The following is a 23,306-nucleotide window of genomic DNA, read 5'->3' as shown; positions in this document are numbered from 1 at the left end:
ATGTGTATTTTCGCAAACTGATAAAAAACTATAATTTATAAAATGGCAATTTTAGGACAGATTAGGAACAGACCTTGGCTTTTGATGGGAGTAATTGCATTGGCGCTTTTAGCGTTCTTGGTAAACCCGGATAGTATCGATAAGGTTTTTGGTAAAAATCCTGATGTTTTAGGAAAAGTAAATGGTGAAAAAATTACCCGTGAGGAGTATAATGATCAACTTTTCATTCTACAACAGCAGGCTGAGCAGCAAGGTCAACCGAAAAATGGCCTTGAAGAACAGGCTTGGCAGTTACTTGTGCAATCTAAGCTTATCAAACAGCAGTTTGAAAAGTTAGGTTTTGAATTAACGGAAGATTATTTCTGGAGTCAGATCCAGTATGATCAGATGTTTGCACAGAACAAACAGTTCTTTGATGAGAAAGGTAATTTCAAAACTCAGGACCTTAAAAAAGAAATTGAAAACTTAAAAAACACGAACGCTGATGGCTACAACCAATGGTTGAAGACCAGAAAAACAATCGAATACCGATTGATGGCTAGACAAGTGTTTTCTAATATTTCCACTGGAGTTACTACAGGTAAAAAAGAAGCTGAAGAATTAATGAAGCAGAGAGATCAGTTAGCTGATATCGACTATGTGAAAATTGATTATGCAGCGTATCTTCAGAAAACTAAAATCAACGTTTCTACGGATGATCTTAATAATTATATTAAGCAGCATCCTGTAATGTTCAAAGCAGAAGCAAGCAGAAACATCGGTATTGCTTATTTTCCTTCTCAGGCAAGTGCAGCTGATGATGCAGCCGCTCAGAAAGAGATTACAAAATTGTACTCCGGAGGAACAGATGCAAGCGGTGGAGCAGAGAATTTCCAGAACACTAAGAATGATTCTATGTTCGTAACGGCAAACTCTGATACCCCTTTCAACAACCAGTATGTGAAGCCTACTCAATTACCGCAGGCTATCCAGGCACAAATCCCGGCAGCGGCAGTAGGGCAGACTTTTGGTCCTTACAAAGAGCAGAACTATTATGTAGTTTCTAAACTAGTAGGTAAAAAGACTTCAGATTCTACGTTATCAAGACACATCCTTATTGCATTTAAAGGAAGCCCGGCAGGACAAGGCGTTACAAGATCCAAGGAACAGGCTAAGAAATTGGCAGATTCTATCGGAGCTGTTGTAAAAGCTAATCCAGCTAAATTTACAGATTACCTTAAACTTTCTAATGATCCTAGTTCTGCTGCTCAAGGTGGAAGCTTAGGCTGGACAACTCCAGAAACTCCTTTTGTTCCTGAATTCTTAACGTATTTAGCGAACAATCCTAAAGGGGCTACAGGAGTGGTAGAAACTCAGTTTGGATACCATATCATCAATATTGAAGATAAAAAAGCAGGATCAATGGGCTATAAAGTAGCGAATCTTACGAAAGCAATTAAGCCTTCTGATGCTACTGAAGCTGAAACTGATAAAAAAGCAAGAAGATTTATCCAGCAGGTACAAGGGAAATCTTTCAACGATTTCGTAAATATCGCTAAAAAAGGAAACTATCAATTCTCTAATCCTAAGTCTGCAAAAAGATTTGACGGACAGCTTCAAGGGTTAGGAACAGATAAAGATCCTGAGATCTTAGCTTGGGCATTTGATAAAAAGAGATCTAAAGGAGACACTGAATTCTTTACAGTAGAAGGTACAGGAGATAAAATTGTAGTGTATTTAAACGGAAAACAGGAAAAAGGACTTGCTGATCCGGAATCAGTAAGAGACCAGATTGAAATTATCGTTAAAAATAAATTGGCAGCGAAACAAATCTCTGATAAGATTACCGCGGCTAAAGCTTCCAGCTTAGATCAAATTGCTAAATTATTTGCATCATCAAAGCAAAGTGCTCAGGTTAACCTATTGAACCCGTCAGTGGCTGGTGCTATGGAGCCTAAAGTGGCTGGTGCAGCGTTTGGTGTGGCAAAAGGAAAACTATCTAATCCTGTTGAAGGAGGAACAGGGGTTTATGTTTTGATCAAAAAGAATGAAACAACCAACAAACAACCTGGTGACCTTAAACAGTTCACAGAATCTATTACTCAGAGAAATGCAGGAATGTTCGGACAGGCTTGGATGAAGAGCCTTCAGGATAATGCAGCGATCGATGACTATAGAATCGAAATCTGGAACAAGGTAGGAAATCAACAACAATAAGAAATTATTCATATCTATAAAAAGCAGCAAAATATTTTGCTGCTTTTTTTGTATTTAACGCAGAGCAATAAAGAAAAACATTAATTTAAAATGTGTTATATTTGCTCATTAGAAAAAATTTAGCAAGTGAAGTTCAGTAAAGAAATAAAAGCTGGTGTGATAGCACTTTTAGCCATTGTAGGGTTTGTGTTATTGTTTCAATTTATGAAAGGCAGAAGCCTTTTTACTACCGATAATATATTTTTCGCAAAATATGACAACGTAGAAGGATTAACACAGTCTTCTCCGGTTTCTATCAATGGATTGAAAGTGGGGCAGGTTGATAAAATCATTCCACAGACTACAAAAGAAGGTAAAATCCATTTTATTGTAAAAATTACGGTAGATAATAAATTTGAATTTTCAAAAAACTCTCCTCTTGAAATTTTCGAACCTGGACTTATGTCTGGTAAAGAAATGAGAATTAACCTGGTTTACGGGGGACAAACTGCAAAAGACGGTGATACGTTACTGGGAGCTTTCAAACTGGGTACTTTGGGAAGTCTTTCTTCTCAGGTAGGTCCTGTTAAAGATCAGCTTCAATCTGTGCTGCACCGTGTAGACTCTCTGATGGCTAATGCCAACATGATTGTAGATGGACAAAACAGAGCTGAAATTAAAGCTTTGCTTTCCAATCTTAATAAAACAGTTGGAGCGCTACAGACTACTGCAGGAAATGTAAACAGTCTGGTAGGTCATAATGATCCGAAGCTTCAAAAAGTACTTGATGATGCAAGTCTAACCATGCAAAGCGGAAAAGTTACTTTAGATAAATACGGAAATTTAGCAGAAAGTATTGATACGAAAAAGCTGAATGCAACCATCGCCAACTTAGATGCTACGGTAGGAAAACTTAATCAGGTAATTGCCGGTGTTGATAATGGTCAGGGAAGCTTAGGCAAGCTGATGAAAGATGAGCAGCTTTATAACAATCTGAATTCAGCATCTACCAATCTGAATTCATTGATTGAAGATATGAAGGCGAATCCTAAAAGGTACATCAACTTCTCTGTTTTTGGTAAGAACAATAAAGACTAATACCTTATGCAGTATATCGATAATATTATTTTTCTGATTTTATTAGTTGCTGGTTTTGGGCTGTTTGCTAAGAGCCTGCAGAAGATATATAGAAATATCAGATTAGGAAGAGAAATCAATAGAAGAGACAGGAAATCTGAACGCTGGGAAACCATGGCAAGAGTAGCTATGGGACAAAGCAAGATGGTAAAACGACCGGTTGCAGGGATTCTGCATCTTTTCGTGTATGTCGGCTTCGTCATTATTAACATTGAACTTATTGAGATTATTGTTGACGGAATATTCGGAACACACCGTTTCCTGTCTTCCATTTTCGGACATAGTTTTTATAACTTCTTTACCGCAACATTAGAAGTTCTCGCACTTCTTGTTGTGATTGGAGTAGTCGTGTTTTTTATCCGAAGAAATTTTTACGGAGTTAAGCGATTAACGATGAAAGAACTTTTTGGATGGCCAAAACATGATGCCAACTGGATTCTTATCATAGAATTTGCCCTGATGATGGCATTCTTCAAAATGAATGCTTCAGATTTCATTTTGCAAACGAGAGGGGTAGAAGGTTTCCATCATATCGGATCATTCCCGATCAGTGAAATGATCTTTGTTCCGTTTTTAGAAATTTTCAGTTTTAATAATGGCTTTTTAATATTCACAGAAAAAGCTGCCTGGTGGTTCCACTTTGTGGGAATCCTTTTCTTCATGAACTACCTGTATTATTCAAAACATCTGCATATTATTTTGGCTTTCCCTAGTACATGGTATGCTAATCTTGAAAAGAAAGGAAAATTCAACAATTTAGAATCTGTAACGAAAGAAATTAAATTGATGATGGATCCGAATGCAGACCCTTATGCTGCTCCGGCAGAAGGAACTGAAGCTGATGTTCCCTCTAAATTCGGTGCTGAAGATGTATTTGATCTTAATCAGGTGCAGTTGCTGAATGCCTATTCATGTACAGAATGCGGAAGATGTACTTCTGTATGTCCGGCAAATATTACAGGCAAAAAACTTTCTCCAAGATTGATTTTAATGAAGACGAGAGACCGTTTGGAAGAAGTAGGAAAAAACATTGATAAAAACGGAGCATTCGTAGATGACGGCAGAAAACTGCTGAACGATTATATCACAAAAGAAGAACTTTGGGCATGTACTACATGTAATGCCTGTACTGAGGCTTGTCCTATCTTGCTGGATCCGCTGTCTATCATTTTTGAGATGAGAAGATTCCTGGTAATGGAACAGTCTGCTGCACCACAGGAACTGAATTTAATGATGACGAATGTCGAGAACAATGCCGCACCTTGGCAGTATAATCAGGCAGATCGTTTGAACTGGGCCAACGAAAATTAGTGTAACAATGTAAAATAATGTAACAATGTAGCAATCATTGGGAAACTGGTACATTGGCATATTGGTAAATTTGAAGAAATGGATTTCAATATAAAAACAATGGCAGAATATGCTGCCGAAGGAAAAGCACCTGAAGTTTTATTTTGGGTAGGTTGTGCAGGAAGTTTCGACGACCGTGCTAAAAAAATTACAAAAGCATTTTGCAAGATACTTAATAAAATAGGGGTTGAATTTGCTGTGCTGGGACAGGAAGAAAGCTGTACCGGTGATCCTGCAAAACGTGCAGGAAATGAATTCGTTTTTCAAATGATGGCATTAACGAATATTGAAGTCCTGAATGCCTATGAAGTAAAAAAAATCGTAACGGCTTGCCCTCACTGTTTTAATACGTTGAAAAATGAATATCCAAGCTTAGGTGGTCACTTTGATGTGGTACACCATACGCAGTTTCTTAAAACATTAATGGAAGAGGGTAGGTTGAAGATTGAAGGCGGTGCTTTCAAAGGGAAAAAGATCACTTTTCATGATCCGTGTTACCTGGGAAGAGCCAATGATGAATATGAGGCTCCTAGAATGCTTTTAGAAAAGCTTGATGCGGAGCTGGTAGAAATGAAAAGATGCAAAACCAATGGGCTTTGCTGTGGTGCCGGAGGAGCGCAAATGTTTAAAGAACCAGAAAAAGGAAATAAAGATATTAATATCGAAAGAACCGAAGAAGCTTTATCATTTGAACCTAAAGTTATTGCAACGGGATGCCCGTTCTGTAATACCATGATGACAGATGGGGTAAAGCACTTTAATAAAAATGAAGAGGTTGCTGTAAAAGATATCGTAGAGCTTCTTGCTGAAGCAGATGATCTGTAGAAAGCAGTCCATAATAGCATAAAATTTAAACTCAGGCCTCAGCTTGGGTTTTTGTTTATCATAAACTCAGGAATATTTATTAATTTTATACTTTAAATTGGAAGGATATGAAAATTGAAGAATCAAATATAGTAGAAACCAACGACTACAGAGTCATTATATACCCGGCTTCAAGACCTTTTGAGACCAAAGAAGCCAAAGTAATAACAGAAAAATTATATGATTTTCTGGCCGGTTGGGCAGCACATGGAAAACCTCTTTCTTCATCTTTTAAGATCGAAAAGAATCAATTCATCATTATCTGTGTAGATGAAGAGAAAGAAATGGCTTCCGGATGCAGTATCGATGCATTAGGGAAGATCATGAGAGAAATTGATGCAGAATATCAACTGGGACTTTTCGACAGAATGAAAGCAAGTTTTGTAGAAAACGGAACAGTAAAGACCTTGAAACTGCAGGAATTTAAATCAAAACTAAGAAGCGGAGAATTATCAAAAGAAATAGAAGTGTTTGATTTCTCTAAAAATACCTATCTGGAATTTTTAAGTAACTTTTTACTGCCGTTTGGGAGAAGCTGGGCATCTTCAATATAATAATTCCTATTGAAAATACTCTTTATTTCTTCATGGTTTCCTAACAAATTGGAGCCTACTAATGGAAATTTTGTACAGCGTCATGCGGAAGCCGTTGCGCTGTTGCATGATGTAGAAATATTGCATGCAATTGGAGATAACAATCAAAAAGAAGAATTTATTTTTGATGATAAAATAATAAATGATATTAGAACGCTTATCATTTATTATAAAAACTCCAGTAACCCTGTTGTGAATTTTTTAAGGCGTATGAAAGCTTACAAAATGGGGTTTTCCAATGTGCAGAAACCTGATGTGGTGCACGCTAACGTTCTTCATAACACGATGTTGTTTGCTGTTTATTTGAAGAAGAAATATAAAATACCTTTTGTAGTGAGTGAACATTGGTCTGCATTACAAAAAAACAATCTATTTAAGACAGCACATACTGTCAAGATAATTGCAAAATATATAGCTAGAAATGCAAATTATATTCTACCTGTAAGTAATAATCTTAAAGATAGCTTGCAGTTTTTGGGAGTACGCACTCCTATGAAAGTAATTCCGAATGTAGTAGATACCCATCTTTTTTTATCTAAATCAGAAGCAAATTCAATATTTATATTTCTTCATATTTCTAATTTAATTCCAGGAAAAAATGCAGATAGAATTATAAATGTCGCTATAAAACTTTTAAAACAAGGATATGATTTTAACTTGCAGATTGGTGGTGATGGAGATATTTCTAAATTAAATAGAATAGTTCAAAAAGAAAATTTAGAACAGAAAATAAAGATTTTTGGAATCCAGACTTTGCCGCAAGTTGCAGATCGAATGCATCATTCAGATTGTTTTATTCTGTTTAGTGATTATGAAAACCAGCCGTGCGTAATTGCAGAAGCATTTGCAAGTGGTATAAGAGTAATTTCCACTAATGTGGGTGGAGTATCTGAATTTTTTCCTGAAAATTTTGGAATTTTATTAGAAAAACCAAGTGAAGATTTATTGGAAAAGGCAATGATAAGTATGCTAGAGAACAATATAAGTTATGATAGGAAAGAACTAGCAAACTATGCTAAAAATACTTTTTCGAAAGAAGTTGTTGGAAGAATATTCGTAAAGATTTATGATGAAGTTATTACTAAAAATGTGCAATTGTGAAAAGTTTAAAAGATTTTTTGAAAAGCTTTCTAAATAATAGTGGACATCACATTTTTTTTTCATTTCTTATCGCAAAGATTTGTGGTTTTGTAGGCTCAATATTAATTATCAGATTACTGCCGGAAAAAGAATTTGGAATTTTAAGCATATTGCTTTCATTACTGACAATTTTTGTTCCTTTCACAGGATTCGGGAGCGGACAAAGTTTACTCAGGTTTGGTTCCTTATCTACTGATACGGTTGAAAAGCAAAAGATCTCCTCTTATTTTTTTTTCAAAGGAATTTTTTTTGAGATTATTCTTATTGTCATTTTTTTAACAATATCCCTTTTTTATTTTAATAAATATGATGATATTCTAGTTATTTTTATATTCTGTGCGATACGCTTGGGTGGTTTTTATTTTGTAAACCATATACAGTCTTTTTACCGTATTACTTCAAAAAATAAAACTTTTGCCCATATTAATAATTTAATCAATATCGGGGGATTGGCTTTAATACTTATTCTCACCTATTTCTTTAAATTTTATGGCTATTTGATTGCGATCGCGGTTACGCCATACCTTTCTTTATTTTGGCTTAATAAAGAGATTTATTCATTTCATAAATTTATTCCTGAAAACTACAAGGAAATGTGGCGGTATGGTGCGTTTACGGCCGCTACATCACTTATTTCTGATGCTTTGTTTTCTTTAGATATTCTTTTACTTGGTTTTTTAATGAATGAAAATGCTGTTGCTCATTATCGTGTTGCTATTTTAATACCTTCTAATATTACATTTTTAGCAACTAGCTTTATGCAAAGTGATTTTCCTATGCTCTCAAAAAATTATAGAAATAAATTTTTTTTAAGATCCTATATCATTAATTACCATAAAGTGTTTATTCCTGTATGTATCGGAATATTTGTTTTTTTTATTTTTTTTAGTCACTACATTTTACAATGGTTTTTTGGAATTGCATATGTTGATAACTCAGAATTGATGATGATTTTGCTGGTAGGTTTCAATATAGGAATGCTCACCCGGAATCTATATGGAAATCTCCTTCCGGCTGTAGGGAAAGTTGAAATTAATACTTGGGTTGGCGTAGCTTCTCTTATGTTCCTCGCAATAACCGCCTATTTGTTAATACCAATCTATGGAACTGCAGGTATGGCAATTGCAATGACATCCACCTTGCTGATATCAGGGTTTTCTTGTCTTATTTTTTTCTTTTTGTATCTGAGAAAACTTCCTTAATTATAAATCTTTATTACCTTTGTCTTATGAAGAATTCTGTTTTTGGGATATTGCTTATGCTTTTTGCGACTCTCAGTTGCACCAGAGATGACGATTCTATACAAAGAATCGATCAGATCATGAACATTTATATAAAAAACAGTGCCGGACAGGATTTGCTTAACAGCACGAAAGCCGGATCATTTATCGGATTTTCTGTAAATGATCAGAATGGAACCAGTGATATTGCTCCAGTAAGTATACCGCTTAGGATGACCACAGATTCGCTGTATTATATGGAATACATTGCAGGAGCGAAAAGGGTGACATTGGATTCGGTAAGCCCGGAAAACAGAACGTACCGCTCCAACATGGTGCTTTCTTTAAGAAGAACCATCAACAATGTGACGGATACAATTAATGATACGATGGAAATTCAGTACCGCTGGACCCCGGCAGTATTTCAGGTTTCGAAGGTAATTTATAATGGAGAAGTGAAATTTACCAAGGAAGCAGATGCTCCGAATTCCATAAATACGGTTACTATCATAAAATAATTTTAAATTTGTATAACAGTTAGCTTAGTTTTAAGTTTAACATCTAATATTTAACATCTAAAATAAAATGTTACAAGTCAATTTTTTGCGTGACCATAAGGAACGCGTTTTAGAAGGTCTTAAAAAAAGACAATTCAAAAATCTTGAGTTGGTGGACGATGCGATCGCTGCTGACGACGAAAGAAAAAAGATTCAGTTTGAATTGGATTCCCAACTTTCCGAAATCAATAAAATCTCCAAAGAAATTGGAATTTTAATGAAAGAAGGAAAAAAAGAAGAAGCAGAATCCTCAAAATCTAAAACCGCACAGTTCAAAGAGTCGAGTAAAGAATTAGAAGGTCAGTTGGCGGCATTAGAAACACAATTGCTTCATATCTTATATCAAATTCCGAATATTCCGAATGAATTGGTAAAAAGCGGTGCTTCAGCGGATGATAATGAGATTATTTATCAGTCTCATGACGTAGAAGGTCTTGGAGAAGGAGCAATTCCTCACTGGGAACTTGCCAAGAAATATAACCTGATTGATTTTGAATTAGGAGTGAAAATTGCAGGTGCCGGTTTTCCGGTTTATTTAGGAAAAGGGGCAAGATTGCAGAGAGCTTTAGTGCAGTATTTCCTTGATAAGAATGTGGAGAAAGGATACATGGAAGTGAATCCTCCTCACGTAGTGAACGAAGCTTCAGGTTTTGGAACAGGACAATTGCCGGATAAAGAAGGGCAGATGTATTATATCAATGAAGATAAATTATTCCTGATTCCTACGGCAGAAGTTCCGGTAACCAACCTATACCGTGATGTTTTATTGAATGAAAAAGACCTGCCAATTAAAAATACCGCTTTTTCTCAGTGTTACAGAAGAGAAGCGGGAAGTTATGGAGCTCACGTAAGAGGGCTGAACCGTCTTCACCAGTTTGAAAAAGTAGAGATTGTAAGAATTGAAAAGCCTGAAAACTCTTATGCTGTGCTGGAAGAAATGGTAGAGCATATCAAAGAGATTTTAACAGATCTTGAACTTCCTTACCGTGTATTAAGACTATGTGGTGGAGATACAGGTTTTGGAGCGGCTATGACCTACGATTTTGAAGTATGGAGTGCTGCTCAGGAAATGTGGCTGGAAGTAAGCTCTGTCTCTAACTTTGAAACATTCCAGGCCAATCGTTTGAAATGTCGTTACAAAACAGACGGAAAATCTCAGCTTGTACATACCTTAAACGGTTCTGCAATGGCATTGCCAAGAATTATGGCAGCGCTTCTTGAGAATAATCAGACAGAAGAAGGAATTAAGCTTCCTAAAAAGGTAGCTGAATACGCAAGGTTTGATATCATCAACTAGAAAATGATAACTTTATAAAATTGCCCCTTTCGATTATCGGAAGGGGCATTGTTTTTTTATTCTGTAACGATGATTATTTTCTGGTCTGCATTTTTATACTTGGCTTCTTTGTCATATAATGCTTTAAGATCATATTCTATCCTTACAGAGTGATCATCAACCTGTTTCAGCCAGTCGTGCTTTCCGGTAATTGATTGTATTTTATTCTCAAATTTCAGAGTGGCACCCACCTTTTTGAAAAACATCATCATCATTCCTTCTGTTTTTCCACTTTCTTCATCTGATTTTTCTTCAGGGGATGTTTTAGAGTCCAGTGCCTTTTGAACATTTTTAAGATTAAAATCCCGGGTGTCTATCGTTAATGTTTTCCCATCCCAATCGTTAAATAGATTTTGCTCCAGAGGAAGTTTTTCCTGTTTAGTAAAATCTTTTAAAGATTTAAAATCGGCTTTTGTAAAATGTTCCAGTTTTAAAGCAAATCCTGCTGGGTGGTTATTTTCCTTACTGGATTTCATGAAAATCTTTTTCATGATTCTGATGGAATCCGGATCATTGGTCTTTAACTTTTTTTCTTTTTTTTCGAGTTCATAGAGGCTCGTCCATACAGTAGGGAGTTTATCAAGATCTGTAAATTCCTTTTGCTGTAATGAATCCGGAGTCATTGCCTTCATTTCGGCCATAAATTCCCGCATGTCTACATCCGTTACAGAAGTTGATGCTGCATCTTTATGATAGACGATCTCTGAATTAATAGTACAGGAATGCAGAACAAACAGACTGATGAAAAATAGAAAAAAGTTTTTATACATGGTCTTAATTAAGTAATGATAAAGTGTTGAATTTCAAATAATAATATAATTATTCAACGATTGTAATCTGAAATCTAGCGTCTGAAATCTAAAAATCTAACATTCAATCTAATGACAATTTGTTGAAGGATGATTATGAGTACTGTGATCTCCTGGTAAATGGCAATCGCCATTGTTGTCTTTAGAAATAGTCATAGCTTCGGCCCTTGGTGAAATGTAAGGAATTCCTAATTCCAGGCCTCTTACGATAAATAATCCTCCTAAAATAATCATAACCACAGGAATGACTTTTAAAACTTTAATTCTAAAAGCTTGATTCATGAGGTTTCCGACAAGAACTACCGCAAACATGAAGGGAAGGGTTCCTAGACCAAATAAAGCCATGTATGAGGCTCCCTGCCATATTCCTCCGCTTGCTAAGCTTGCTGTAAGAGCCATGTACACCATACCGCATGGTAAAAAGCCGTTCAGGATTCCTGTTGTGAATCTTGAGCGGTAATCTGCTTTTTGAAGAAGTCTTCCCAGATTTGATTTTACGGCAAAAAGAAATTTAGAGAAAAAAGGAATTTTTGAAGCAAAATCTTTTCCTCCAAATGAAAACAGAGCCATGATAATAAGCAGAATACCTACAGCAATCGTCAGGTATTTCTGAATTCCGGCCATTTCAAAACCTTCTCCAATAATTCCCAACACTGCTCCCAAAAGAGAATAGGTGAAAATTCTACCAAACTGATATGTAAGATTTTGAAGATAAAAATTGGTAGCCTGTTTTTTTGTTAATCCCATCGACAGGGCAATAGGTCCGCACATTCCAATACAATGAAATCCGGATGCGAACCCTAAGCCGATAGCCGATAAAATAAGTGCTATTTCCATATCACATCATAATCCAATCGGTACTCCGTTTTATCTTTTGTCCATGTCAATCGTAATGTATAATTACCGGCTTTCAATACTTTTGCAGGTATTAAAATAGATTGATCTGCATTCAGCTGTTCGGATTTTTTAATATCCAAATTCTGATCATCGGTTCTGTTTAACACAAATTTTACCGTCGTATTGGAATTGTTGTATCCTTTAGGGAAAACAATTTTAATTCCTGATGTATCCTGACTATATGTAGGTTTCTCCTGAAGATTATCTGCTCTTTTCTTGGCATCAATTACATCCTGGTATTGCAGCTCTTCTTCATAATAATTATCCGTTACCATTTCCGAATTCTTCTGCCCGTTCGGGAAAAGAAATAACATGGATAAAATAAAAACTATAAATGCAAATAATGCAATGACAACACCGTGTCCCCAACTAAAGTTTTTCATTTGTAAAAATTAAAATTGTAATTTAAATGGTCCTTCAAAATAAGTCTGGTAAGAATCGATCATTTTTCCTTTCATGTCATAAACGCCAATAGAAATATTCTGTTTAGATAATTTCATTTCATTTTCCGGGAAACTGATATTGATGGTACCTTTTGAAATTTTGTCTCTTTCTACGGTAATTTTGCTCGATCCGCTATAGATGATTTCACCATGCGTAGGCTCGATTACTTTAATCGTTACGATTTTCTTATCATTTGTTTTGTTTAGGAAGGTATAATTGTAGGTATTGGTGATCTTTCCGTCTCTCACGAAGAAAGTACTTCCTGCAGGTTTGATGAATTTTGCTTCCATCTCACCACGGCTGGAAAGCAGGAATCCTAACAATCCTACCAGCAATACCAGAACAACTGCAAATCCTTTCATCCTTCCGGTGAATTTAAACTCGGTCTGGTTTTCAATTTCATTTTCAGAAGCATATCTCACCAATCCTTTGGGTAATCCAACCTTTTCCATTACTTCATCACAGGCATCAATACAAGCAGTACAGTTAACACATTCCAGCTGCTGGCCGTCTCTGATGTCAATTCCGGTAGGGCATACCACCACACACTGATGACAGTCGATACAATCTCCTTTTCCAGCTGCTTTTCTGTCTTCTCCTTTTCTCCATTTGGATCTGTTTTCTCCTCTTTTAAAGTCGTAGAAAACATTGATGGTATCTTTATCAATCAATACACCCTGAAGTCTTCCATAAGGGCATACAAGAGTACATACCTGCTCTCTGAACCATGCAAATACAAAGTAAAATGCTCCGGTAAAGAGAATCATCACAATAAAATTCGTAGGATGAGCAAATGGACCTTCTGAAATGATTTTAAATATCTCGCGATACCCAACAATATACATGAGCATAAAGTGAGTGATAATAAGGGAGATAATAATATAGACCGTCCATTTTAAACTTCTTTTCCATATTTTCTCGCTATTCCACTCCTGTCTGTCCAGCTTCATCTGCTTGTTTCTGTCGCCTTCGATAATATATTCTATTTTACGAAAAATAGATTCCATAAAAATTGTCTGAGGGCATATCCACCCGCAGAAAATTCTTCCGAACGCAATCGTAAAAATAATAATGAATATTAAAGACGCAATAGCTCCTAAAGTAAGGATGAAAAAGTCTTGTGGATAGAACGGCTGCCCCATGATGTAAAACTCTCTATCAATAACATTGAATAGAAAGAATGGGTTGCCATTAATGGTTAGAAATGGCACCGTAAAATAAATAATTAATAAAGTATAGCTTACCAGGTTTCTATAGTTGGTGTATTTCCCTTTGGGTTTTCTCGGAAATACCCATTTTCTTTTGCCGGATTGCTCCATTGTCCCTATAGAATCTCTGTAAGTCTCAGGATCCAGAACCTGCCCCTGTCCGCCTCGTACTTCTGTTTCTTCTATGTCTGACATTTTGTAATGTATTTAAAAAAAGAAAAACATAATTCGTTACTAGTTTTTAAGGTAATAACAAATTATGTTTTTCATATGGTTTCTAATTTTTTGTGTAAATTATTCTTTTTCCCAATGTGCTTCAGTTCCCTGAGGAGCAGCTCCTCCCTGAGCTGGTGTTATTGGTGGTTGTTCCTGGTTAATGTGATATACATACGCTGCGATTTTTTCAATCTCAGCACCGGAAACTTCCCCGTTTTTACCAAATGGTCTCATCGCAGGGTTAGTAGGAGAACCATTCCAGTCCATATGGAAAACGTTTTTAAATAAAGTTTTCTCAGGTTGGTTGATCCAGAAGTTATCTGTCAAGTTTGGACCGATTCCTCCACTACCATCTTCCTTGTGACAAGATGAACAGTTAGTTTTAAATAATTCTTTACCTTCTGCGATATTATCAGCAGAATATTTAGCTGTTTCTATTGTTACAGGAGGTTGCTCTGCTTCATATATTGCAATGCTTGCCATCTGCTCTTTATATTCTTTTTCATACTCGCTCAATGGGTGAGCAAAGTCTGTGAAAGAATACGCTGCAATATACACAATACAAAAAGCGGTCCCAAAATAGAATAATCCGATCCACCATTTTGGAAGTTGATTATCCAACTCCATAATTCCATCGAAACCGTGGTCGATAAGGATATCTTTCTCTTCGGTTGCAGACTGCTTTTTGAAAGCACTGTCATACATTCTTCTTAAGAAAGGGATTTTCTTTTCTGATAAATAGGCTGCTTTTTCTTCTGCAGTTAATTTCTTGAATTTATTATTTTCAATCAAATCTCCAATCGCATTGTGGATGTATGCTAAAATAGCACCAATCACCACAGTTCCCCAGAAGTAAGGCGAAGCTAGGAACGAGTAGCTCTGTACAAACAAATAATAAAAAACTATTAAGAGTCCAATTATTATTAAGATGTTTACAACAACAGGTGTTCTTTGTTTCATAATAAATAGTTTAATTTTTTAAATTAAAATCGTCTTCATCATCCCCAAGCGGAGCTTCTTCTTCCTCTTTGTAATATTTTTTAGGCCTGCTAAAAACATAGATTACCAAAGCGACGAAGAACAGCATAAAGAAAATCAGAGCCAGCGTCTGGTAAAGACCAGCGTTTTCTGTATTGGATAAGATATCTTTAAAATTTTGAGGAATCATGATTGAACCTTTTAATGTTTAGTTATTACTTGCTGTTTTTATTTCCGTTGTTTTGATATCAGTTCCTAATCTTTGTAGGTAAGAGATAAGAGCTACAATCTCTTTTTTCTCTAATTCTCCTTTAGGTCTCTTAGCGTATGCATCTTTCAAGTCAGCTGCTTCAGAGAAGATATCTTTTACAATTTTCTTAGCCTGATTGTCTGCCCATGCATTAGCAGAATCTACCTGAGGTTTTGTATATGGTACATCGAAAGTATTTTTCATTAGTAACATTTTGTCAACCATTTTAGATCGGTCTAAATTCGTAGCAATTAACCAAGGGAAACGAGGCATGATAGAACCAGCAGAGGTAGATCTTGGGTTATACATGTGTTTATAATGCCAAGAACTTGGGTTTTTACCCCCTTCTCTATGTAAATCTGGTCCTGTTCTTTTTGATCCCCATAAGAATGGTCTGTCATAAATGAACTCTCCAGCTTTTGAATATTGTCCGTTTTTACCGTTGAATCTGGTAATCTCATCTCTGAATGGTCTGATCATCTGAGAGTGACAAGAGTTACATCCTTCACGGATATAAATATCTCTACCTTCTAATTCAAGGGGAGAATATGGTTTTACTGCTGAAATCGTAGGTACACTTTTCTTAAGAGATAATGTAGGGATGATCTCCACAGAACTACCAATTGAAATCGTAATGAAAGATAGAATACCTAATAATACCGGTGTTCTTTCTAACCAAAGGTGAGTACCTTCTCCTTCTTTTCTGTTTTTACCGATGTTTGCCAAAGCAGGAGCTTCTGCAGGAACTTCTTTTTGAAATGATCCTTTTCTTGCAGTAGCTACAACGTTTACGACCATTAAGATGGCTCCGGAGATATAGAATAAACCTCCTGCAAATCTCATTTTATAGTAAGGAATAATTGCAGTTACTGTGTCTAACCAGTTTTTCCACAATAAAGTTCCGTCCGGATTAAACTGCTTCCACATTAATCCTTGAGTGAATCCTGCAATATACATTGGTACTGCATAGAAAATAATTCCTAAAGTCCCTAACCAGAAATGCCAGTTAGCTAATTTTACAGACCAAAGTTTTGTTCTCCACAAGATCGGTACCAAATAATAGATAACCCCGAATGCCATGAAGCCATTCCATCCAAGAGCTCCTAAATGAACGTGACCAATAACCCAGTCCGTAAAGTGACCGATTTTGTTGATGTTTTTAGTGGCTAAAAGCGGTCCTTCAAACGTTGCCATACCATAACAGGTAACTGCAACTACGAAGAACTTCAAGATAGGATTTTCTCTTACCTTATCCCAAGCTCCTCTTAGAGTAAGAAGACCATTCAGCATTCCTCCCCAAGATGGTGCAATAAGCATGATTGAGAAACCTGTTCCCACTGCCTGAGCCCAAGCCGGAAGTGCTGTATACTGAAGGTGGTGAGGACCAGCCCAGATATATACGAAAATTAATGACCAGAAGTGAATAATAGACAACTTATAAGAGAATACAGGTCTGTCTGCCGCTTTTGGCAGGAAGTAATACATCAAACCTAGTACCGGAGTCGTTAGTACGAATGCTACCGCATTATGACCGTACCACCACTGTACAATAGCGTCTTTTACCCCTGCATATGCTGAATAAGATTTCCAGCCAGTGAAAGATAAAGGAACCTCCAGGTTGTTGAAGATGTGAAGCATTGCTACCGCAATCCAAGTTCCAATATAGAACCAAATCGCTACATATAAGTGTCTTACTCTTCTTTTTGCAATCGTCAGGAACATGTTGATCCCGAAAATAATCCAAGAGAATGCGATTAATATGTCAATTGGCCACTCATGCTCTGCATATTCTTTAGAGGTATTGATTCCCATAAAGAAGGTAACGAACGTAGCAACAATCATAAATTGCCAAGTCCAGAAGTGTAACCAAGATAATGTATCACTGTACATTCTTGTTTTTAATAATCTCTGTAATGAGTAATAAATACCGGTATAAACGATATTACATACGAATGCAAAGATTACGGTGCTGGTGTGCAACATTCTAATTCTACCAAAACCAAATGCACCATGAGTGTTTATCAGCCCTTGAATGTTACCTGAGGACAAACTCCTAATGGTTGTATCATCAGTCCCGAATAAAAATTCAGGTAATTCCGGGTAGAAAAGCATGAGTGCTGCCGTAAGTCCGAACGTAAATCCTATGAGCCCAAAAACTATGGTCGCGTAAAGGAATGCCCGAACAATACTGTTGTCATAACTAAACTTCTGTGTTTCCATATCAACTATTCACTTTTTTCTTCAATTTTATTATTTTCTCCTGTTATTTTCTCGTCTGTTTTTTTGTTGACAATTTCTTCATCCTCTTTGATCTCTCCAGAGTCAAAAAGGATTCTCACAGCCGGAGATTCATCATCTTCAAACTGTCCTTTCCTGGCGTTTATTATAAATACCACCAAGAAGATTGCAGCCAAAGAAACACTGCAAAGGATCATTAAATATAGAATATCCATCAGTCAACAAAATTAACCTATTTTCGGGGTTCAAATTTAGTGAAAAATAATGACATTCATCACGAAATGCCGATTTCAGCTAATTTAAAATCAGTCTAAATAAGGGTGTTTACGCCTGTTTTTTGAAGTGTTTTCTACCCAATATCCAGGTAGAAAGTGTGGTGAAAGAAACCACGGTAATAGAACTGATTGGCATAAGAATTGCCGCAAAAAGCGGATGCATATGCCCTGTAACCGCATAACTTAATCCAACAATATTGTAAAGGAAACTAATTATAAATGTCATTTTCACAATCGTTATGGAGCCTTTACAAACGTTTAAATACTTGTCAAGGGTTACTACTTTTTCACCGTTCATGATCACATCAGAAGAAGGGGTGAAGCTGTTCGTGTCATCAGAAATGGCAATTCCTACGTTGCTTTGTTTCAAAGCTCCTGCATCATTAAGACCATCACCAAGCATGGCAACTTTGAGGTTTTGATCCTGAAGATTTTTAATATAATTCAGTTTGTCTTCCGGGCTTTGGTTAAAAGCCATGGCGTGAAAACTTGGAATTAATTCCTTAAGCTGGTTTTCTTCTGAAGAATTATCTCCACTCAGAATGAAGATTTTATAGTGGGTCAGTTTTTTGAATAAATCCTTAAGATTTTGGCGGTACTCATTTTTAAAGATGAATTTGCCTAAAAATTCGTCGTTTTTGCTTACAAAAACTGCAGTTTCAAGGTTTTTCGATTCCTGGTTATTATAACGGGCAGAACCAATTTTATACGTATTTCCTCGTACCTGAGCTTCATACCCTTTTCCGGAGATTTCTCTGAAATGTTCTACAGGGAAATAATCATCATTCACTTCTATGAATTCATAGAGAGATTTAGAAAGCGGATGGTTGGAGTTTTTTAATAAAGTCTTGATATTCAGTAAATCAAATTCACTGATTTCAGTACCCTGGTATTTTATACTTGATTTTTTTCTGTGTGTAATCGTTCCGGTCTTATCAAAGACAATAGTATCAAGTTTAGCTATTTTTTCAATGGTAAGGGTATCTTTTACATAGAATTTATTTCTGCCTAAAATCCTCATAATGTGTCCAAAAGTGAACGGTGCAGATAGCGCAAGGGCGCAAGGGCATGCAATGATCAGAATAGCTGAAACTACCTGGAACATTTTTTCCAGATCAATAAATGACCAGTAAATTGCAGAAGCTGCGGCAATGCCTAAAATTATGAAAGTGAAATACTTACTGATGTTATTCGTCAGTGTGTCTAATCCTGTTTCATGTTTTTTGAATGCTTCTTTATTCCAAAGCTGAGTAAGATAACTTTGATCTACATCCTTAATCACTTCCAGTTCCAGTGAAGATCCGATCTGTTTTCCTCCTGCGAAGATTTTATCTCCCGGATGCTTGCTGATGCTTTCACTTTCTCCCGTAATGAAACTGTTATCTATATTTCCTTCCCCATTAATTAAAATGGCATCTACAGGAATAATTTCTTCATTTCTAACTAAAATACGATCGCCTACTTTCACTTCAGAAAGTAAAATATTGTCCTGTTTTCCATTAAAATCAACCTTTGTAACGGCGATTGGGTAAAATGATTTGTAATCACGGTCATAAGAAAGGGCGCTGTAGGTTCTTTTTTGAAAGAGTTTCCCCATAAGCATGAAGAATAAAAGACCACATAAGGTATCAAAGTATCCAGGGCCGTAATCAGTAGCAATCTCGTAAATACTACGCCCGAAAAGGACAAAGATTCCCAGCACAATCGGAACGTCAATATTCACGATCTTATTTTTTAATCCGTACCATGCCGATTTATAATAATCAGAAGCGGAATAAAACACAACGGGACAGGCGAGAATAAACATCAATATCCTGAACAGGCCTTTATAATGTTCCATCCAGTAATCCTGTTCACCCATATATTCCGGGATGGCAAGGAACATTCCGTTACCGAATGCAAAAGCAGCAATAACGAACTTTATAAGTAATGATTTGTCAAGATGATCAACATTTTTATCGGCTGTTTCAAGGCTGATAACCGGTTTGTATCCAAGATTGGTTAGAAAATTAGCTAATTCGCTTAATTTTAAGTCGTTATGATTGAAAGATATCTGCAGGTTTTTTCTCGTGAAGTTAACCTGAGAATATTTGATGTTTTTATTTAAGGTATGAAGGCTTTCCAGTAACCAGATGCATGAAGAACAGTGGATAACAGGAATTTTAAAAGTAACCAGGCTGGTATTTCCTTCAGAGAAATCCGTTACTTTTTCGAAAATTTCAGGAGTATCAAGATAATCGAATTGTGAAGAGTTTTCATCATTAGGACGAATTCCGGCACGCTTGTTAAGTTCGTAGAAATTACTTAAATTATTCGTATTTAGAATTTCGTAAACAGATTTACAGCCGTTGCAACAGAAAATTTTTTCGTCAAAAAGAATTCTCTCTTTTTCTATACCCTGACCACAATGAAAACAGTTCTCGCTCACCTCCCTAAATTATTGACGTACAAAATTATAACAATTTTTTTTGTTTATCGAGTTAAAATGTTCTATTTTTGTGATAAATGTCATATAAAATGTCGCAGGAACAACAGATTGCAATTGAAGAGAGGTTCGCCAGAGTTTTTAATGATAAATCATTTAAAGAAAGACTTTCCAGTGCAGATTTTGAGAAGTATATGAGTGCCAAGAAGAGGCTCGATTTTCAAAAACACGATATTATTTTCGAGGATGGAGAAACTCCAAGAGGAGTTTACTTTTTAGAAAAAGGAGCAGCTAAGCTGTCAAAATCGGGAGCATTCGGGAAAGATCAGATTTTAAGATTTATCAAAGAAGGCGACATCATCGGCTATCGTTCATTACTTTGCGGAGAAAATTTCCAGGCAAAGGCTGAAGCAATGACAGATATAGAATGCATTTTCCTGCCTGCAGAGGTTTTCATGTACCTCTTAGAAGTTGATCCCCAATTATCATTCGTGATGCTTCAGAAGATCTCTTATGAACTGGGTGAATCTTCAAATACCGTTACTTTCCTTGCCCAAAAGACGGTAAGAGAAAGGCTGGCTGAGATTTTACTGCTGCTGGAGCAGAAATTAGGCGTGGATCCTGAAGGGTTCATCAAAATTTCGCTTACCAGAGAAGAAATTGCCAATATTATAGGTACGGCCACCGAAAGTGCCATCCGTTTGATTTCCGAATTCAAACAGGACAGTCTGATAGAAGTGGACGGCAGAAACATCAGAATCCTAAACCACGACAAACTAATGAAACTAGGACACGTAGTTTTATAAAAATCATACAAAATTTAAGTCGGCGAAAGCCGACTTTTTAACTTTTAAAAATAGATAAATTATGTCTGTTCACTCTGAAATTAAAAAAGTTACGACTGAAACCTTGCGTAAAATGAAATTCGACAAGGAGAAAATAACCATGCTTACTGCATATGATTTTACCACAGCCAAGATGGTAGATGCAGGTGGAGTAGATGCAATTTTAATAGGAGATTCTGCGGCTAACGTAATGGCTGGTTTTGAGACTACATTACCGATAACGCTGGATCAGATGATTTATCATGCTCAATGTGTAGTGCGTGGAGTAGACAGAGCTTTGGTGATTGCTGATCTTCCGTTCGGTACTTACCAGAGTAATCCGGAAAAAGCACTGGAATCTGCCGTAAGAATGATGAAAGAAGGAGGGGCGCATGGAGTTAAGATTGAAGGAGGAAAAGAAATTTCAAAATCCATCAAGAAAATTATTAATGCGGGGATTCCAGTAATGGGACATTTAGGATTGACGCCACAATCAATTTATAAATTTGGAACTTATAAAGTAAGAGCCAAAGAAGAGGCTGAAGCTGAAAAACTAATCGCTGATGCACAGCTTTTAGAAGAATTAGGATGTTTCTCTATCGTGCTTGAAAAAATCCCTGCTGATTTGGCTAAAAGAGTCTCAGAAAGCATTACTATTCCAACGATCGGTATTGGTGCAGGCTCTGATTGTGACGGGCAGGTTTTGGTATATCATGATATGGTAGGAATGAATCAAGGGTTTAGTCCGAAATTCCTGAGAAGATACCTTGATCTTTACACAGAAATTACAGGAGCTGTGGCTCAGTATGTAAAAGATGTGAAGGCTGTAGAATTTCCAAATGAAAAAGAAAGTTATTAATTAATGAGAAACCAACAAGCCTTACAAGGAATTATATCCATTATTGCCATCATCTGTCTTGCAGTAGGATGGTTTAATCTGTTTTCACCTGAAATTAATATTCTGCTTTCAAAAAGAGTTTTCTATGTCCTGATTGGAGCGAGCTTTCTGCTTCAGGCACCTGCTCTTTCCAACAAAAATTTTGTCTATGCAATGTATGCTGCGGGCGCCCTTTGTATTATCGGAGCATTTTTACCATTGGAATCGAGATTGGCAGGAATGAAAACGCTGGGACTTCTGGGAGGGATTATCCTTTCTTTTGTCGGCAGACCCAAAAATATAGGTTAGGAATATATGAAGGAACAGATTGTTTACGAGGATAATCACCTTTTAATCATTAATAAAAAAGTCGGCCAGCTTGTTCAAGGGGATAAAACCGGGGATGAGCCGTTATTGGATTCGATTAAAAATTTTATAAAAATAAGAGATGGCAAACCGGGAAATGTTTTTCTCGGTTTAGTACATCGTATTGACCGTCCAACTTCCGGATTGGTTATTTATGCCAAAACTTCCAAAGCACTTTCCCGTCTGACCCAGATGGTGAAAAACAGGGAAATTAAAAAGACCTACTGGGCAGTTGTTCCAAAAGAAATGATTCCCAAAAGCCAGCGCCTAGTGCATTATTTACAGAAGAACGAAAAAACGAATAAAGCGATTGTTTTTACAAAGGTGACTGAGGGGGCAAAAGAAGCCATCTTAACGTATCATGTGATCAAAACGTTAGATAATTATCTTTTACTGGAAATTGATCTGGAAACAGGAAGGCATCATCAAATCAGAGCTCAGCTATCCAAAACGGGAGTTCCGATTAAAGGAGATTTAAAATACGGTTCACCCCGTTCAAATCCGGATGGGGGAATTAATCTTCATGCCAGAAAACTGGAGTTTATTCATCCCGTGACCAAAGAAAAAATTGAGGTGATAGCTCCCGTACCGCAGAATGATGCGATCTGGAGAGCCTGTGAAGAATAATAATATCAGTATCTCAACATATTGAGCTGGAAAATAATGAATAAGGCCGGAAATTATACAATTTTCGGCCTTGTTGTTTTTCAGAAATACATGAAATTTTGCTCATTCTGAAAAAATAACTACCTTCGTCCCATACTTTAGGGGTGTCTGTTGACAAACAGACTGAGACTTTACCCTTTGAACCTGATCTGGATCATACCAGCGTAGGGAAAAGTGAGATGACTTTTGTTGTGCATTCTACTGCATAATTACAGCCATTCCTAAAGTGATATGTTTAATTAAAACTTAGGAATGGAACTTACAATCAACCATACAACGAAGACGTTTGATCAACTTCCCGAAAATCTGGAAGCATTAATGGCTATGGAGGTACCCGAACGCAAAAAAGGGATCGCCGTAGCCGTCAACAACTCTATCGTTCCCCAGCCGTCCTGGCCTGATACATTGCTTAAAAACAAAGATTCTATTTTAATCATCACTGCCACTCAGGGCGGTTAATT

The 23,306-nt window shown here is 36.5% G+C and carries 23 protein-coding genes and 1 riboswitch; of the genes, 14 read left to right on the top strand and 9 right to left on the bottom strand.

What is annotated here, in order from left to right; genetic code table 11:
- The first annotated feature begins 42 nt into the window (after positions 1 to 42).
- The 9 genes from SB679_RS06140 to serS all read left to right on the top strand — a co-directional run bounded on the left by SB679_RS06140 (position 43) and on the right by serS (position 10,333).
- On the top strand, positions 43 to 2,196 hold the full coding sequence (locus tag SB679_RS06140) for a SurA N-terminal domain-containing protein (RefSeq protein ID WP_410701408.1): 2,154 nt from the start codon (positions 43 to 45) through the stop codon (positions 2,194 to 2,196).
- Positions 2,197 to 2,322: 126 nt separating this feature from the next.
- Entirely contained in the window at positions 2,323 to 3,273 is a 951-nt protein-coding gene (locus tag SB679_RS06135) for an MlaD family protein (RefSeq protein WP_410701407.1), read from the top strand.
- Positions 3,274 to 3,279: 6 nt separating this feature from the next.
- A complete protein-coding gene (locus SB679_RS06130) occupies positions 3,280 to 4,623 on the top strand; it encodes a 4Fe-4S dicluster domain-containing protein (protein WP_410701406.1) in 1,344 nt (447 codons plus the stop codon).
- A 78-nt stretch (positions 4,624 to 4,701) separates the two neighbouring features.
- On the top strand, positions 4,702 to 5,487 hold the full coding sequence (locus tag SB679_RS06125) for a (Fe-S)-binding protein (protein WP_410701405.1): 786 nt from the start codon (positions 4,702 to 4,704) through the stop codon (positions 5,485 to 5,487).
- 107 nt (positions 5,488 to 5,594) lie between these two features.
- Complete coding sequence (locus tag SB679_RS06120) at positions 5,595 to 6,080, top strand: hypothetical protein (RefSeq protein ID WP_410701404.1); 486 nt, start codon at positions 5,595 to 5,597, stop codon at positions 6,078 to 6,080.
- A gap of 9 nt (positions 6,081 to 6,089) precedes the next feature.
- Entirely contained in the window at positions 6,090 to 7,220 is a 1,131-nt protein-coding gene (locus SB679_RS06115; protein WP_410701403.1) for a glycosyltransferase family 4 protein, read from the top strand.
- Positions 7,217 to 8,461 carry an oligosaccharide flippase family protein gene (locus SB679_RS06110; RefSeq protein ID WP_410701402.1) on the top strand — a complete coding sequence of 415 codons (1,245 nt, stop codon included), beginning with the start codon at positions 7,217 to 7,219 and terminating at the stop codon, positions 8,459 to 8,461. Before SB679_RS06115 ends, SB679_RS06110 begins: the two co-directional genes overlap by 4 nt.
- Positions 8,462 to 8,487: 26 nt before the next feature.
- Entirely contained in the window at positions 8,488 to 8,997 is a 510-nt protein-coding gene (locus tag SB679_RS06105; RefSeq protein ID WP_410701401.1) for a hypothetical protein, read from the top strand.
- Positions 8,998 to 9,064: 67 nt separating this feature from the next.
- The gene (gene serS / locus SB679_RS06100; protein WP_034709321.1) at positions 9,065 to 10,333 is read left to right on the top strand and encodes a serine--tRNA ligase; all 1,269 of its coding nucleotides are present in this window, start codon (positions 9,065 to 9,067) and stop codon (positions 10,331 to 10,333) included.
- A 56-nt stretch (positions 10,334 to 10,389) separates the two neighbouring features.
- Here serS and SB679_RS06095 read toward each other — a convergent pair whose 3' ends face one another.
- The 9 genes from SB679_RS06095 to SB679_RS06055 all read right to left on the bottom strand — a co-directional run bounded on the left by SB679_RS06095 (position 10,390) and on the right by SB679_RS06055 (position 20,115).
- Complete coding sequence (locus SB679_RS06095) at positions 10,390 to 11,142, bottom strand: hypothetical protein (protein ID WP_410701400.1); 753 nt, start codon at positions 11,140 to 11,142, stop codon at positions 10,390 to 10,392.
- A 108-nt stretch (positions 11,143 to 11,250) separates the two neighbouring features.
- On the bottom strand, positions 11,251 to 12,018 hold the full coding sequence (locus tag SB679_RS06090; RefSeq protein ID WP_410701398.1) for a sulfite exporter TauE/SafE family protein: 768 nt from the start codon (positions 12,016 to 12,018) through the stop codon (positions 11,251 to 11,253).
- Positions 12,009 to 12,461: a FixH family protein gene (locus tag SB679_RS06085; RefSeq protein ID WP_410701396.1), complete on the bottom strand. Its 453-nt coding sequence runs from the start codon at positions 12,459 to 12,461 to the stop codon at positions 12,009 to 12,011. The genes SB679_RS06090 and SB679_RS06085 overlap by 10 nt, the downstream gene beginning before the upstream one ends.
- A 9-nt stretch (positions 12,462 to 12,470) precedes the next feature.
- Complete coding sequence (ccoG, locus tag SB679_RS06080) at positions 12,471 to 13,925, bottom strand: cytochrome c oxidase accessory protein CcoG (RefSeq protein ID WP_410701394.1); 1,455 nt, start codon at positions 13,923 to 13,925, stop codon at positions 12,471 to 12,473.
- A 99-nt stretch (positions 13,926 to 14,024) separates the two neighbouring features.
- A complete protein-coding gene (locus SB679_RS06075; RefSeq protein WP_410701392.1) occupies positions 14,025 to 14,906 on the bottom strand; it encodes a cbb3-type cytochrome c oxidase N-terminal domain-containing protein in 882 nt (293 codons plus the stop codon).
- Between the two features lie 10 nt (positions 14,907 to 14,916).
- Complete coding sequence (locus tag SB679_RS06070; protein WP_410701390.1) at positions 14,917 to 15,114, bottom strand: cbb3-type cytochrome oxidase subunit 3; 198 nt, start codon at positions 15,112 to 15,114, stop codon at positions 14,917 to 14,919.
- A gap of 18 nt (positions 15,115 to 15,132) precedes the next feature.
- Complete coding sequence (ccoN, locus tag SB679_RS06065) at positions 15,133 to 17,394, bottom strand: cytochrome-c oxidase, cbb3-type subunit I (protein WP_034709327.1); 2,262 nt, start codon at positions 17,392 to 17,394, stop codon at positions 15,133 to 15,135.
- 5 nt (positions 17,395 to 17,399) lie between these two features.
- Complete coding sequence (gene ccoS / locus SB679_RS06060) at positions 17,400 to 17,627, bottom strand: cbb3-type cytochrome oxidase assembly protein CcoS (protein WP_317740199.1); 228 nt, start codon at positions 17,625 to 17,627, stop codon at positions 17,400 to 17,402.
- Between the two features lie 109 nt (positions 17,628 to 17,736).
- A complete protein-coding gene (locus tag SB679_RS06055) occupies positions 17,737 to 20,115 on the bottom strand; it encodes a heavy metal translocating P-type ATPase (RefSeq protein ID WP_410701387.1) in 2,379 nt (792 codons plus the stop codon).
- A gap of 89 nt (positions 20,116 to 20,204) precedes the next feature.
- Between SB679_RS06055 and SB679_RS06050 the strand changes: the two genes are divergently transcribed.
- The 5 genes from SB679_RS06050 (at position 20,205) to thiS (ending at position 23,304) form a co-directional block, all read left to right on the top strand.
- Positions 20,205 to 20,918 carry a Crp/Fnr family transcriptional regulator gene (locus SB679_RS06050; RefSeq protein ID WP_034709330.1) on the top strand — a complete coding sequence of 238 codons (714 nt, stop codon included), beginning with the start codon at positions 20,205 to 20,207 and terminating at the stop codon, positions 20,916 to 20,918.
- 61 nt (positions 20,919 to 20,979) lie between these two features.
- Complete coding sequence (panB, locus tag SB679_RS06045; protein WP_410701384.1) at positions 20,980 to 21,795, top strand: 3-methyl-2-oxobutanoate hydroxymethyltransferase; 816 nt, start codon at positions 20,980 to 20,982, stop codon at positions 21,793 to 21,795.
- 3 nt (positions 21,796 to 21,798) lie between these two features.
- Positions 21,799 to 22,122, top strand: a complete 324-nt coding sequence (locus SB679_RS06040; RefSeq protein ID WP_410701382.1) for a hypothetical protein — start codon at positions 21,799 to 21,801, stop codon at positions 22,120 to 22,122.
- Between the two features lie 6 nt (positions 22,123 to 22,128).
- Positions 22,129 to 22,806, top strand: coding sequence for an RluA family pseudouridine synthase (locus tag SB679_RS06035; protein WP_410701380.1), 678 nt, complete (start codon positions 22,129 to 22,131; stop codon positions 22,804 to 22,806).
- 129 nt (positions 22,807 to 22,935) lie between these two features.
- A riboswitch (TPP riboswitch) is annotated at positions 22,936 to 23,033 on the top strand.
- 64 nt (positions 23,034 to 23,097) lie between these two features.
- Positions 23,098 to 23,304: a sulfur carrier protein ThiS gene (gene thiS / locus SB679_RS06030; RefSeq protein ID WP_410701378.1), complete on the top strand. Its 207-nt coding sequence runs from the start codon at positions 23,098 to 23,100 to the stop codon at positions 23,302 to 23,304.
- Positions 23,305 to 23,306 lie beyond the last annotated feature (2 nt).

It is taken from the genome of Chryseobacterium sp. SIMBA_029 (assembly GCF_046535275.1).
Lineage (GTDB): Bacteria > Bacteroidota > Bacteroidia > Flavobacteriales > Weeksellaceae > Chryseobacterium.
Note: the sequence above shows the minus strand (reverse complement) of the source record. Positions and strands in the feature narration are given on the sequence as shown.

Bases quoted from the DNA above. Each gene is read 5' to 3' on its own strand.
- SB679_RS06140 (WP_410701408.1), top strand. From the start codon at position 43: ATGGCAATTTTAGGACAGATTAGGAACAGACCTTGGCTTTTGATGGGA.
- SB679_RS06130 (WP_410701406.1), top strand. From the start codon at position 3,280: ATGCAGTATATCGATAATATTATTTTTCTGATTTTATTAGTTGCTGGT.
- SB679_RS06125 (WP_410701405.1), top strand. From the start codon at position 4,702: ATGGATTTCAATATAAAAACAATGGCAGAATATGCTGCCGAAGGAAAA.
- SB679_RS06120 (WP_410701404.1), top strand. From the start codon at position 5,595: ATGAAAATTGAAGAATCAAATATAGTAGAAACCAACGACTACAGAGTC.
- SB679_RS06105 (WP_410701401.1), top strand. From the start codon at position 8,488: ATGAAGAATTCTGTTTTTGGGATATTGCTTATGCTTTTTGCGACTCTC.
- serS (WP_034709321.1), top strand. From the start codon at position 9,065: ATGTTACAAGTCAATTTTTTGCGTGACCATAAGGAACGCGTTTTAGAA.
- SB679_RS06095 (WP_410701400.1), bottom strand. From the start codon at position 11,142: ATGTATAAAAACTTTTTTCTATTTTTCATCAGTCTGTTTGTTCTGCAT.
- SB679_RS06090 (WP_410701398.1), bottom strand. From the start codon at position 12,018: ATGGAAATAGCACTTATTTTATCGGCTATCGGCTTAGGGTTCGCATCC.
- SB679_RS06085 (WP_410701396.1), bottom strand. From the start codon at position 12,461: ATGAAAAACTTTAGTTGGGGACACGGTGTTGTCATTGCATTATTTGCA.
- ccoG (WP_410701394.1), bottom strand. From the start codon at position 13,925: ATGTCAGACATAGAAGAAACAGAAGTACGAGGCGGACAGGGGCAGGTT.
- SB679_RS06075 (WP_410701392.1), bottom strand. From the start codon at position 14,906: ATGAAACAAAGAACACCTGTTGTTGTAAACATCTTAATAATAATTGGA.
- SB679_RS06070 (WP_410701390.1), bottom strand. From the start codon at position 15,114: ATGATTCCTCAAAATTTTAAAGATATCTTATCCAATACAGAAAACGCT.
- ccoN (WP_034709327.1), bottom strand. From the start codon at position 17,394: ATGGAAACACAGAAGTTTAGTTATGACAACAGTATTGTTCGGGCATTC.
- ccoS (WP_317740199.1), bottom strand. From the start codon at position 17,627: ATGGATATTCTATATTTAATGATCCTTTGCAGTGTTTCTTTGGCTGCA.
- SB679_RS06050 (WP_034709330.1), top strand. From the start codon at position 20,205: ATGTCGCAGGAACAACAGATTGCAATTGAAGAGAGGTTCGCCAGAGTT.
- panB (WP_410701384.1), top strand. From the start codon at position 20,980: ATGTCTGTTCACTCTGAAATTAAAAAAGTTACGACTGAAACCTTGCGT.
- SB679_RS06040 (WP_410701382.1), top strand. From the start codon at position 21,799: ATGAGAAACCAACAAGCCTTACAAGGAATTATATCCATTATTGCCATC.
- SB679_RS06035 (WP_410701380.1), top strand. From the start codon at position 22,129: ATGAAGGAACAGATTGTTTACGAGGATAATCACCTTTTAATCATTAAT.
- thiS (WP_410701378.1), top strand. From the start codon at position 23,098: ATGGAACTTACAATCAACCATACAACGAAGACGTTTGATCAACTTCCC.